The organism is Nocardia sp. NPDC019323 (assembly GCF_044389845.1).
GTDB lineage: Bacteria > Actinomycetota > Actinomycetes > Mycobacteriales > Mycobacteriaceae > Nocardia > Nocardia implantans.
In genome coordinates, this window is the sequence record NZ_JBIRYN010000004.1 from 151931 (window position 1) to 165618 (window position 13688).

The following is a 13688-nucleotide window of genomic DNA, read 5'->3' on the forward strand; positions in this document are numbered from 1 at the left end:
ACTCAGAAGCGGCGCTACCCCTGCCGTACGCCGCGCCGTTCAGGTTTCGCGTGTAGCACGATCGGCCGGTTCCCGTATCCGAATCGGACACCCCGACCTCTGCGGCGGCTCCCACACCTCCCGTTTGTCGGCATTTCCAGTCGTCTCAAAATCTGAAAACAGAACTTTTGAATCTGCGGTGGAGCATCGACACTCTGGTGGGACAAGCTATCTGACAGCAGCCTGGCTCAGTCTAGTCGTATCAAACCTGTGGACCCCGCACGGAAGCCGGGTGTTTCGAATCCCGATTCGAGCAATGCAGACCCATGACACACCTCGCACGGCACCACGGACCTTACGCCCCATCCTCCGAGAAGAGCCTGGTTCCGAGGGACGAAGCCAACGAAGGACACCTGCGATCGGGCATCGTACATGCCGGGTCAGGGCGGCAAACAAGCTGGGACGGCCAAGACCGCCGAGGTGGCCGAGAGTGGACAGCAAATCCTCACCGCCCACGCCTCCACTCGGTTGCCCAATTACCGATCCGTACATCAGCAATAAACCGGCAATCTGCCATTTATGCCAAACGATGCCACTATTACCAATCATCACCGAGCGCCGCCACTTTTATCCGATCCCGGATTCCATCACGCCGGGAATCAGTCACACCGGATTACTCTCCTGCAATACATATTTCCGTTCGGCAGTGTACTCATATCGGCCCCGCCGATCGCCTTTCGCGGTATCGCCCGCCTCGAAGAGGGCTTCCGGAGCAGGACGGGTCGCAGCGGCAGTTCCGCGTCCGCGACGATTTCCACGCGTTTGCGAGCGGCCGCCGATCAGCGCCCGCGAGCAGATCTCGCCCCGGTCAGGCCGTGGATGCGACGCGGCGGGCGGTTGATCGAGCATTGCTCCGGCGACCATGCCGGAGCAATGCAGGACTTTCGCGCCGGGCTCGCACCGGCACGGCGTCCAAGGCATTTCGACCGGAACCGAACCGGTCGGCGGCGAAGCCGCGTACCGGTCCGCCGGATACGTCTTCGCAAAGAATTATCGGTAGGAGAGTGCGGCAAATTGGCGCGCGGTCTCCCACCGCAGGCGGGGCACGACGCCGACGGACAAATCACCGGCACCACGCGATCTCTTGAAACGCAGCTGTCACCCGCCCGGAGCGACCGAGCCCATCACGTGGATCTGTGACCGCCGCCCACCACCAGGCGTCTCGGCGGTCATGACGATCTTCCTCCGGCGAGGGCTACCCTTCCTCGCCGAGCAGCCGGACTCCCGTCACGATCGTGGGTTCGATCGCGACGACGGTGTCCATGACCCCGTCGGCCCACGGGCGAAGCAGGCGCGTATAGCGGGCGATTCGTTCCGGATCGGTGACCGTGCGGGCGAGACCGGTCACGACGACCGACCAGCCCGCATGGGTCACCGCGTCGATGTCGTCGGCCTCGTAGGCCACGACGACCGAGGGATCGGCACGGACGGTGTCGGTGAGCCGCGAGGTGACCCGGGTTCGCACGATGACCACACCGCCGTCGACGAAATGGTTGACCGGGCGGATCGCGGGCAGCGCGTCGCGGGTGTACACCACGCGGCCGTAGGCGACGCCCGCCAGCAACCGCAACGCCTCCTCACGGTCGATCTCGACCACCGTACGGGCCTGCGCGCCGTTGTCGGCGAGGCCGTTGGAGGCGATCATGAACTCGCCCCGGGGCGCGTCGCGTGTGCGATTCCGGTCTTCACTCGCCACCACGGCCTCCCGTACCATCACCGAGTCCCCCTGCCGGACAGGGCAGAAAGTCCCCGATCCGTCCTCTTCGCACGGCCGATCCCGGAGGCAGGCAGACCACGCCGGAAAGGCGCGTCACGGCAAGGTCACCTCCGGCCTGGACGGTCGCCGGATCCCGGCACGCTCCCGCAGCCGCCGGATCTCTCGCTCGATGCCTTCGGCGAGCACGGCGACGTCGGGCGCGGTGTCGTAATCCCCGGTGATGCCGAAGGTCAGGTGGCCCGCATAGCTGAGGACCGCGATCGCGGTGCGCAACCGCATCGCGATCGGCATGGCGGGCAGCAGCTGCGAGACCACCTGCCCGCGCACGGTCAGTTCTTCCCGCGGACCGGGCACATTCGTCACCAACGCGCCGACGGTTCGTTGCGGAAACCGCGCCAGCAGACGGAAAGTCCACGCCAGGGGCGCGAACGGCAGCAGGCCCGCCAACGCGAGCACCGAGTCCTCCGCTTGCGCTTGGCCGCCCGACTTGTGCCGGTTCATCCGCTCCCGGATCGTCTTCAGCCGCTCCACCGGGTCGGCGATTTCGATCGGCAGGAACGGCAGTACCGCCGAAACCCGGTTGTCCAGGGTGTATTTCGCCTGTTCGGACCGCATCGAGACCGGGACGAGGATACGCAGTTTGTCCGGCGACAGCCGTTCGCCGCGGCCGACCAGCAGTTCACGATAAGCGGCGGCGACCGCCGCCAGGACGACATCGTTGACCGTGACATCGAACGCCGCACCGATCTCATGGACATCCGCCAAGGCGGCGCGGGCCACGACATACCGGCGCTGCCGTCCGATGGGGCCGTTGAGCGAGGACTCCACGGCAGGCGACACGAGGGCGGACAGCAGCGGAGCCAGGCCCCGCGTCATGGCTGCCACCGACCGCGGCAACACGACGGGCAGCCGCGACACCTCACGAACCAGATCCGGCCAGCGCACCTCGGTACGCCCCTGCGGCTCGGCGGTGTCCCGCGGCTCCCCGGTCACGGCATCGCAGAAACTCTGGAACACCGAGATCCCGGAAACGCCGTCCACCAGGCTGTGATGCGCTTTGACCAGCAGTGCCCAGCGGTCTCCCGCGAGGTGTTCGACGACGACGCACTGCCACAGCGGATGATCGCGATCGAGTCGCTCCTCCAGCTCCGTGGCCACCAGTTCGCACAACGCGGTCTCGTCACCCGGCGTGGGCAGCGCGGTCCACCGGATGTGGTGCGCCAGATCGAAATCCGGGTCGTCCTCCCACACCGGCACGGTCAGGTCGAGCGGCGCGCGGCGCACCTTCTGGCGCAGGCGCGCGTTCCGCTCCACCCCCCTCGCGACAACGCCGCTCAGCTCGGAGCGGCTCGGCGGGGCTCCGGCGACGATCGCCACCGCGCCGATGCCGAGACTGATGTGCCGGTCGGCGTCCTCTAGTTCCATGAAGCCCGAATCGAGGGGGCGTAATTCTGTCATGCGGATGCTCGTTCAAGTCGCTTGGTCCTTCCAGCATCGCGCGGGGCGCGGGCGCAGATGATGGCCGAAGGTCACCGAATGCAGAGCACTCCGGCCACGGCGCGGGCCGCCGCGGGGACCTCGGTCGCCGGGGGGACCGCAAGCGCTCGACTCGGCGGCGCAGGCAGGAGAAGAATCGGCGTATGCGAACCGTACTCATTCTCGGTGCGGGGTTCGGAGGGCTGGAGCTGGCCACCCGTCTGTCGGATTCGCCGGCCGACGAGTTCCGTGTCGTCGTCATCGACCGGAGCGACTCGTTCACCTTCGGCTTCGCAAAACTGGACATCCTGTTCCGTGACCTGTCGCCGGAGACCGCGCGGGTGCCGTACTCCCGCTTCACCCATCCGCGCGTGGAATTCCGGCAGGAGGAGGTCACCGCGATCGACCCGGTGGCCCGCCGGGTACGCACCGATCAGGCGGTCTACGACCCCGACATCCTCGTCGTCGCGCTGGGCGCCGACTACGACCCCGGGGCGACCCCCGGCTTCGCCGAAGACGGCTACGAGTACTACTCGATCGAGGGCGCCCGCCGGTTGCGCGAACGCATCGCGCGCTTCGACGGCGGGGCCGTGGTCCTGGCGGTGCTCGGTGTTCCGTTCAAGTGCCCGCCCGCGCCGTACGAAGGCGCGATGCTCCTGCACGAGACGCTCGCCCGGCGCGGGGTCAGGAGCCGCACCGACATGCGATTCCTCACCCCGATGGACGCACCGATCCCGGTGTCGGCCGACACGTCCGCCGCGATCGTCGAAGCGCTGGCCGGGCGTGGCATCGCCTACGCGCCGGGGCGCGCGGTGCACGCGCTCGATCCGGCCCGGCGCATGGCGCTCACCGAGACCGGCGATGTGCCCTACGACCTGTTCATCGGAATCCCCAAGCACCGGGTGCCCGCGGTCGTCGCGGCGTCGGGGCTCACCGAGGGCGGGACGGACGGCTGGATCGCCGTCGACCCGCACACCCTCGAGACGCCGTATCCGGGCGTCTACGCGCTCGGTGACTGCGCCGACGCACCGGTCCCCCGGGCGGGTGTGTTCGCCGAGGACGCCGCGGGCACGGTCGCCGCGGCCATCGGGGCGCGGTTGCACGGCCTCGCTCCGCCGGAACGCTACCGTGGGCGTGGCACCTGCCACATCGAGTTCGGCGGCGGGCTGGTCGGCAAAGTGGAGGCCGATTTCCTCTCCGGCCCCGCGCCGGTCGCGCCGTTCACCGCGCCGTCGGCGGAACTCGCGCGGGAGAAGGCCGCCGCGGCCGAGGCCAGGCTGCGCCGCTGGTTCACCGGCTGACCGGCTCGTCCCCGTCCGGTTCTGCCGCCCGCCAGGCGCGGGTCAGCACCCTGGCGATCTCGGCCAGACCGGATGCCACGGTCATCCGCCAATGCGTCGTCGGCACCAGGTGGTTGTGCACGCGTCCGTCGACCACCTCGCTCCAGATCGACGCACCGAGACAGCCGGTCGGATCGTCGAGCGCGGCGGTGAAATAGATGACGTCGCCCCGGTAGACCGGCGGGTCGTAGGCGCCGCGCAGCGCGACCGAGTGCACGGCCGCGTCGAGGATCCGGGTGACGCGGTCGGAGCCGAACGACGCGAAGGGTTCCGGAAGTCCGGCCATTCTCTCCGGCAGCGCGGCCCAGTCCACATCCGCGACGCTGCCGAGATCGCCGGCCTGCTCGCCCAGCAGACCGCCGATCAATTCGGCCACCGGGACCTGGCCCGCGTCACCCGGCGGCGTGCCGGGCGGATCCGCCATGTAGCTGTCCATCACCGCGAGCAGCGCGACTCGCTCGCCTTCGCGTTGCAGCTGGACCGCCATCTCGTGCGCGATGACGCCGCCGAAGGACCAACCGAGCAGATGGTAAGGACCGGTCGGCTGTTTCGCGCGGATCAGCTCGACGTAGCGGCGGGCCCATTCCTCGATCGAACCCGGCATGACCGCGTCGCTCGCCAGCACGGGAGTCTGCAGGCCATAGAGCGGTCGTTGCGGGTCGAGGTAGGCGGCGAGCCCGGCATACGACCAGGAGATTCCCGACACCGGATGCACGCAGAACAGCGGCGCGGCCGAACCGCCCGGCCGCAGCGGCAGCAGCAGGTCGAAGGCCGCCTCGGTCTGGACTTCGCCGCTCGCCCGGCGAGCCAGGTCGGCGACCAGTTCCGCGGGGGTGGGCGCGGTGAACACCCGCATCACCGGAATCCGCGTGCCGAGCGCGGAGGACAGCCGAAGGGTCAGCTTCGCGGCGAGCAGGGAGTTGCCGCCCTGTTCGAAGAAGTTGTCGTCCATGCCGAAGCGCTCGGCGCCGAGCACCGCGGCGAAGGCGGCGGCGACGGTCGCTTCCACGGGAGTGACGGCCGCGCGGAACTCGCGGGCGCGGAAGACCGGCGCGGGCAGCGCTCGCTTGTCGAGCTTGCCGTTGGGGGTCAACGGGAGAGCATCGATCACGACGATCGCGGCGGGCACCATGTAGCCGGTCAGATACGCGGCCACCTGGTCGCGTACCTCGGCCGGATCCGGCCGCGCACCCGGCTCGGGCAGGACGTAGCCCACGAGCTGATCGCCGAGCGTGGGATCGGTCCGGACCAGCGCGACGGCCTGACGCACACCGGAGCACCGCACCAGCGCCGCTTCGATTTCCCCCAGTTCGATCCGGAATCCCCGCAACTGCACCTGCTGGTCGCCGCGGCCGGCGTAGGCCAGCCCGGCCTCGCCGCCGAAGCGGCCCCAGCGCGCGAGGTCACCCGAGCGGTACATCCGTGAGCCGGGCGGTCCGAACGGATTCGCGACGAAGCGCGTCGCGGTGAGTCCTGGCCGTCCCGCGTAGCCGCGGGCGAGCTGATCACCGGCGACATAGATCTCGCCGGGAGTGCCGGTCGGGGCCGGTCGCAAGCGGATGTCCAGCACATGGGTGTCCAGCCCTGGCAGCGCGCGGCCGATCAGGCTGGCCGGGCTGTCCGTCAGTTCCGCGCCGACGTCGAGGAACGAGACGTGCACGGTGGTCTCCGTGATGCCGTACATGTTGACCAGTCGCGGCGAGTCCCCCGGATGGCCCTCGCGCCAGCGTCGCAGCTGCCGCAGATCCAGCGCCTCACCGCCGAAGATCACATACCGCAGCGCGAATTCACCGGATCCGGCCGGGGCGTCGCGGTCGGCGTCGATCAGTTGGCAGAACGCCGACGGCGTCTGGTTCAGCACCGTCACCCGCTCGCGAATCAGCAACTCGCGCAACAGTTCCGGTGAGCGCGATGTCGCGTAGTCGACCACGACGACGGTGCCGCCGGTCACCAGCGCGCCCCACAGTTCCCACACCGAGAAGTCGAACGCGAAGGAATGGAACAACGTCCAGACGTCGCGCTCGCCGAATTCGAACAGCGGTTGCGCCTCGGCGAACAACCGCACCGCATTGCGATGCGTCACGCCCACGCCCTTCGGCACGCCCGTCGATCCCGAGGTGTAGATGACGTAGGCGAGGTTGTCCGGCAGCAACGGCGCAACCCGGTCGGCGTCGGTGATCGGATCGTCGGAGAACTCCGCCGCCTCCTCCAGCAGAACGGTGGGCAGTGCGGTGTCCGGAAGGGCCGACCGCTCGGCGGCGGTGGTCAGCACGCACACCGGCGCCGCGTCGGCGAGCACGAAGGCCTGCCGCTGCGCCGGATAGCTGAGGTCGACGGGCAGGTACGCGGCACCGGCGGCCAGCACACCGAGCAACGCGACCGGGAGCTGTTCGGTGCGCCCGACAGCCACGGCGACAACGGTTTCCGGCCCGGCTCCGGCCGCGATCAGCGCGCGGGCGACGCGATTCGCCTGCCGGTGCAACGCGCCGAAGCTCAGCGTGGCAGCGCCGCACCGCACGGCCTGCGCCTCCGGTGCGCGCCGAGCCCGCTCGGCGATCAGCTCGGGCAGGGTCGGCGCGGGGGCGATCCCGGCCGGCGGCTCGTGCGACCGCGAGACCGCCGGGCGGCGTTCGCTCTCGTCCAGGATGTCGATGTCCCACACCCGCACCGAGGGATCTTCGGCGACCGCGGACACGATGCGCTCGAACCGGCGAGCGAAGGCGCGCACGGTCGCTTCGTCGAACAGGTCGGTGGCGTAGGTGAAGGTCACCGCCGATTCCGTCCGGCCGTCGCCGCGCACGCGTGGCTCGACGACCACGTGCAGGTCGAATTTGGCCGTGATCGCGCCGTTGTCCACGGCGGTGACCGTCAGCTCCGGCAACTCCAGGTCGGGCTGCTCGATGTTCTGGAACGACAGCATCACCGGGAACAGCGACGCGCGCGCGCCCGTTCGCGCGGGGTCGGCCTCCTCGACCACGCGCTCGAAGGGCACATCCGCGTTGGCGAAGGCCGACAGAGCCGCCGCACGGGACCGTTCGACGAGATCGTGGAACGTCAGGGCGGGCTCGACGTCGACGCGCAGCGCCAACGTGTTGACGAACATCCCGACCAGCTCGTCGAGCGCACGTTCACCGCGCCCCGCCACCGGGGTGCCGATGACGACGTCCGTGCCCCCGCACAGACGCCCGATCAGCGTGGCGAGCGCCGCGTGCAACACCATGAACGGCGTCGCGTTGTGCTCACGCGCGATCTCGGCCAGCCGCTCGTCGACCCGCGCCGGGATCGTGCAGCCGGTCGACGCGCCGCGGGCCGAGACCGTCGACGGCCGCGGGCGGTCGGTGGGCAGTTCCAGCGGTCCGGCGAGCCCGGCCAGTTGCCCACGCCAATACGACAATTGGTGCGCCGCGACGGAATTCTCGTCGTCATCGGATCCGATCGCGGCATGCTGCCAGATCGCGTAATCGGCGTACTGCACCGGCAGCGGCGACCAGCCGGGCGTGCCGCCGCCGCGCCGGGCCGCGTAGGCGGTCACCAGGTCGCGGGCCAGCGGCGCGAGCGACGACCCGTCCGCGGCGATGTGGTGGGTCACGATGACGAGCAGGTGATCTTCGCCCGAGGTGAACAGCCTCAGCCGGACGGGCGCGGCCGCGGTCACGTCGAAGCCCGCGGACATCAGCGCCGCCACCACGGTCGCGACGTCGGTGATTCCGTGCTCGATCGCGATGCCGTCGGGAAGGGCCGCGCCGGTCGGCAGGACCTCTTGATACGGCTGCCCGTCGGCGTCGACCGGGTAGCGGGTGCGCAGCACCTCGTGCCGTTCGATCACGTCGGCGATCGCGTGGCGCAGCGCGGGCAGGTCGAGGGCGCCGGTCAGCCGGACGGCGAAGGGCATGTTGTAGGCGGGCGAGTCCGGCTCGAGCCGGTTGAGCAACCACATCCGCTGCTGCGCGAGCGACAGCGGTATCCGATCCGGCCGTGGCGAGCGCGTCAAAGGCGCGCGAGCGTTTCCTGCCCCACCGGCGGCCACCTTCGCGGCGAGTGCGCTCACCACGGGCGCCTCGAACAGTTCCCGCACGGTGACCCGCGATCCGAGCACCTCGTTCACCCGCGCGACGGCCCTGGTCGCGATCAACGAATTGCCGCCCAGCGCGAAGAAGTCGTCGTCGATGCCCACGCGTTCGACACCGAGCAGCTCGGCGAACACCTGCGCGACGGCTTGTTCGACGGGCGTGCGCGCCGCCAGGAACGCCTTGCTCTCGACCGCGGGCTCGGGCAGCGCCGAGCGATCGAGTTTCCCGCTCGCGTTCAGCGGCAGCGCGGTCAGCTCCACCAGTGCGGACGGGATCATGTAGGCGGGCAGGACCGCCGACATCCCGGCCACGAGTTCGCCGCGATCGACGACCTGCCCCGGTCGCGCGACCACATAGGCCGCCAGCCGCTCGCCCGACGGCGAGGGCACCACCGCCGCGACCGCTTGACTCACCGACGGCTGCGCGAGCAACGCGGTCTCGATCTCACCGAGTTCGATGCGCTGGCCGCGGAATTTGACCTGGAAGTCGGTGCGCCCGAGGTATTCCAGGCGCTGGGGCTCGTCGGCGCGCGGCGCGCGCCAGAGCGCCAGATCGCCGGTGCGGTACATCCGCCTCCCGCGCTCGAACGGGTTGGCGACGAAACGGCCGGCGGTCAGCGCCGCCTGCCGCACGTAACCGCGGGCGAGCTGATCCCCGGCCAGGTACAGCTCGCCCGGTACCCCGGCCGGAACCGGCCGCAGGCGCGAATCCAGCACGTATACCCGCGTGTTCCACTGCGGCCGGCCGATCGGCACCGTCGCGCCGTCGCCTGTTCCGGCGGGCCAGTACGTCACCGAGACCGCCGCCTCCGTGGGGCCGTACAGGTTGTGCACCCGCGCGCCGGTGACCGCGCGGACCGCCCGGACGGTCTCCGGCGCGAGCGCTTCCCCGATGACGAACAGATCTCGCAGTGTCGCAAGGCGTTCCGGCGTCGCGTGCGCGGCGAACTCGGTGAGCATCGAGGGCACGAAATCGGTGACCGTGACGCCGTGCGCGGCGACGGTGGCGGCGAGGTAGTCCGCGTCACGGTGCCCGTCGTGGTCGGCGAGCACGAGTTTCGCGCCCGCGCGCAGCGGCATCAGGTAGCCCCACAAGGCGACGTCGAAGGTGGCCGCGGTCTTCTGCAGGTACACCTCGCGCGGACCCAGGGGGTACCGGTGGAGCATCCACTCGATCTGGTTGTCGATCGCGGCGTGCGAGACCACCACGCCTTTCGGACGTCCGGTCGAACCGGATGTGAAGATCACATAGGCGGGGTGCTGCGGCCGCACCGCCCCCGAAAGTTCGCCAGGATCAAGGGCGGCGCCCGAGCGCTGATCCGCGCCGAGGTCGTCCAGAAGCAGGACGGCGACATGATCGGGCAGCGGAATCGCGTCGGCGGACCTGGTGAGCACGCAGACCGGTCGGGCGAGGTCGAGCACGTGCGCGATCCGCTCGGCGGGGTGATCCGGGTCGAGCGGCAGGTACGCGCCGCCTGCGGTGAGAATCGCGTACATGCCGGTCACGAGGTCCAGCGATCGCCGGACCGACAGCGCAACAACGGTTTCGGGGCCGACGCCGTGGTCGACGAGCACCCGGGCGAGCCGGTTGACCCGCTGGTCGAACTCGCGGTAGGTCAGCCGCGTGTCCGCGTGGACGACCGCGATCTCGTCCGGATACCGGGCCACCGCACGCCGGTACCCGTCGAGCACCAGGCCCGCGGCGACCGGGTGCCCGGTGTCGTTCCACCCAGTCAGGATCGTGGTGCGCTCCACGGGGTCGAGCAGTTCGATCTCCCCGATCGCCCGATCCGCCGAATCCGCGACGGCCGCGAGGATCGCGCACAGCCGCCGGGCGAATGCCGCCACCGTGGCCTCGTCGAACAGGTCGGCGGAATAGGTGAACGCCGCCGAGATGCCCAGCGGCGTCCGCTCGTCCTCGTGCGGAACCATGGTCAACTCGAGGTCGAATTTCGCCAGCGGCAGCGCGAAATCCACCGGGGATACTCGCAGGCCGGGCAGTTCCAGCGCCGTCGGGGTGAAGTTCTGGAAGGTCAGCATGGTCTGGAACAGCGGGTGGTGCGCGCTCGACCGCACCGGGTCCAGCACCTCCACCAGGCGTTCGAACGGCACGTCGGCATGGCCGAACGCCTCGATGTCGCGGCCGCGTACCTGCTCGAGCAACTCGGCGAAGGTGTGGCCGGGGTCGATTTCGGTGCGCAGCGCGAGCGTGTTGACGAACATGCCGATCAGGCCGTCCACCGCGGTCTCGCCGCGACCGGCCACCGGCGCGCCGACGGTGATGTCACGGGTGTTCGACAGCCGGGCCAGCAGCACCGCGTAGGCGGCGTGCGCGACCATGAACAGTGTCGCGTCGTGGCGGTGCGCCAGCCGCTGCAGCGCGGCGTGCACCGTCGCGTCGATCTTGAATTCGTGAGTGGCGCCGCGTCCGGAGAACACCGAGGGGCGCGGCCGGTCGGCGGGTAGGTCCAGTCGTTCCGGCAGGTCGGCCAGCCGCTCTCGCCAGAAGCCGATCTGACGGGCCAGTGTCGAGTCCGGATCGCTTTCCGCACCGAGCGTTTCGCGCTGCCACAGCGCGTAGTCCGCGTACTGCACGGGCAGCGGCTGCCAATCCGGAGCGCGGCCCGCGATCCGGGCCGAGTAGGCGCTCATCAGGTCGGCGGTCAACGGGCCCATCGAGGAACCGTCGGCGGCGATGTGATGGACCACGCCGACCAGCACGTGCTCGGTCTCGCTCGAGCGCAGCAGACGCAGCCGGATCGGCGGCGCGGCCGTGACGTCGAAGCCGTCGACCACCGCGGCCACCGTGCGTTCGAGGATCTCGGCCTCGCCGACGTCGAGCACCGTCAGCTCGGGCACCGCGCCCGGCTCCGAGATGGCGTGCACGCGCTGGGTGCCCGCCCCGTCGTACTCCGGATAGCTGGTGCGCAGCACCTCGTGCCGCTCGACCAGATCCCGGATCGCCGCCCGCAGCGCGTCCACGTCCAGCTGTCCGCTCAACCGCACCGCCAGGGGGATGTTGTTGCTCGCTCCGGCCGGGTCGAAGCGATTCAGGAACCACATCCGTCGCTGGGCATACGACAGCGGCACCCGCTCCGGTCGCGTCATCGGTCGCGGCGCCGGATGGGCGACTCGGCCCAGTTCGTTCAGTCGTTCGGCCAGTCTCGCCACCACCGAGGCCTCGAACAGCAGCGTGACCGGGACACGAACGCCGAGCGCGGCGCCGAGCCGCGCCGCCGCCCGCGTCGCGATCAGCGAATTGCCACCCAGTTCGAAGAAGTCGTCGTTCGCGCCGACCCGGGCGGGGCCGCACTCGCCCGGCGGGAGGAGCAGCGCGGCGAAGACGTCGGCGACCATCCGCTCGGTCGGCGTGGCGGGCGCACGGAACTGCCGGGTGGCGAGCACCGGCTCCGGAAGCGCGGCGCGATCCAGTTTGCCGACCGGCGTGAGCGGCAGTTCGTCGAGCACTGTGATCGCGGCCGGAATCATGTATGCCGGAAGGGTTTTCGCCAGGAGATCGGCCAGTTCGGCGGTGTCGAGCCGCACCCGCTCGCCGCCGTCGGGAGCCCCTTTCGCTCGCGGTAATACGTAGGAGACCAGCGCGGTGGCGCCGGACGGGAGTGTGGTGCCGATGGTCGCGGCATAGTCGATGTCGGGGTGGGCGGTCAGCGCGTTGTCGATCTCGCCGAGCTCGATCCTCAGTCCGCGGATCTTGACCTGGAAGTCCACCCGTCCGTGGTGTTCGAGGAGTCCCGCCGAATTCCGCCGCACCAGATCGCCGGTGCGATACATGCGGGAGCCGGGCGTCGCGGCGAACGGATTCGCGACGAACCTGTCGGCGGTCGTTCCGGGGCGTCCGAGGTAGCCCTGCGCCAGCGCCGGTCCGGACAGATACAGCTCCCCGATCACGCCGGTGGGCACCATTCGTAGCCGCCCGTCCAGCACATGCACACCCAGGCCCGGTACCGGAGTGCCGATATGGGTCGCGTCGCCCGGACCGAGCGCTTCGGTGCCGGTGGCGAAGATGGTGGTCTCGGTCGGGCCGTAGACGATGTAGAAGGACCGGCCGCCGGTCGCCCACCGGGCGGCCAGCTCGGGGCCGACGCGCTCGCCGCCGCACAGGATGGCCCTGAGGTCGTCCAACCCCGCCGGATCGATCGATTCCAGTGCCGCGGGGGTGATGCACAGATGCGTGACCCGCTCGCGCCGCAGCAGATCCGCCAGTTCGACACCGCCGAACACCGTGGGTGGCGCCACGACCAGCGTCGCGCCCGCCGAGAAGGCCAGCAACATCTCGATCACCGAGAAGTCGAAGCTCGGGCTGCACAGATGCGAGACTCGCGATGCCCGGGTCACCGCACGGACGGCGAGCTCGTGTTCGACCAGCCCGGCCAGCCCGGCGTGGGTCACCGCCACGCCTTTCGGCTTGCCCGTCGAGCCGGAGGTGTAGATCAGATAGGCGAGGTGCTGCTCGGTGAGGGGACGAATCCGATCCAGGTAGCAGATCGAGTGGCCGGGTTCGGCGGCGACTTCTGCCAGGTGGGTTTCGGAATCGAGTTCGATCCACGTCATGCCGGGCGCGGTGAGCGCCGCGCGATGCGCCGAGGTGGTGAGGCCGACGCCTGCGCCGCAGTCGGCGATCATGTGCCCGACCCGGTCCGCCGGATAGGAGGGATCGACGGGCACGTAGGCGGCGCCGGTCTTGGCGACCGCCCACACCGCGAGCACCGACTCGATCGAGCGGGTGACGGCCACCGCGACGAAGTCACCCGGTCCCACCCCGAGCCCGATCAGGTAGCGGGCCCATCGCGAGGACATCTCGTCCAGTTCCCGGTAGCTGAGCTCACGCTGATCGGCAGGATCGCCCGTCGGATTGTACCGGACAGCCGCCGCGTCGAAGGCCGTGTCGACTGCCGCGGTGAGCAGTTGCGGGAAAAGGAGATTGCGTGCTCGGGAGTGCTGAGCGCGACGTGCGGAACGGCGTGTCGGGGTCATGCGGCGGCGAGTTCACTCTCTGGTCGATCATCATCCGCTCTGGCTATGGAGC

4 protein-coding genes are annotated in these 13688 nt (G+C 70.0%); 1 reads left to right on the forward strand and 3 read right to left on the reverse strand.

Annotation, left to right across the window (positions count from 1 at the left end; all coding sequences use genetic code 11):
- Window positions 1-1234: 1234 nt before the first annotated feature.
- On the reverse strand, window positions 1235-1684 hold the full coding sequence (locus ACH49X_RS17290) for a pyridoxamine 5'-phosphate oxidase family protein (protein WP_195079304.1): 450 nt from the start codon (window positions 1682-1684) through the stop codon (window positions 1235-1237).
- A gap of 165 nt (window positions 1685-1849) precedes the next feature.
- Window positions 1850-3214: a wax ester/triacylglycerol synthase family O-acyltransferase gene (locus tag ACH49X_RS17295; RefSeq protein WP_195079303.1), complete on the reverse strand. Its 1365-nt coding sequence runs from the start codon at window positions 3212-3214 to the stop codon at window positions 1850-1852.
- A 182-nt stretch (window positions 3215-3396) separates the two neighbouring features.
- Here ACH49X_RS17295 and ACH49X_RS17300 point away from each other — a divergent pair, with 182 nt between their 5' ends.
- Window positions 3397-4533, forward strand: a complete 1137-nt coding sequence (locus tag ACH49X_RS17300; protein ID WP_357102935.1) for an FAD-dependent oxidoreductase — start codon at window positions 3397-3399, stop codon at window positions 4531-4533.
- Here ACH49X_RS17300 and ACH49X_RS17305 read toward each other — a convergent pair.
- The gene (locus ACH49X_RS17305) at window positions 4523-13636 is read right to left on the reverse strand and encodes an amino acid adenylation domain-containing protein (RefSeq protein ID WP_357205573.1); all 9114 of its coding nucleotides are present in this window, start codon (window positions 13634-13636) and stop codon (window positions 4523-4525) included. The two genes, ACH49X_RS17300 and ACH49X_RS17305, sit on opposite strands and share 11 nt — an antisense overlap.
- Window positions 13637-13688: the final 52 nt, after the last annotated feature.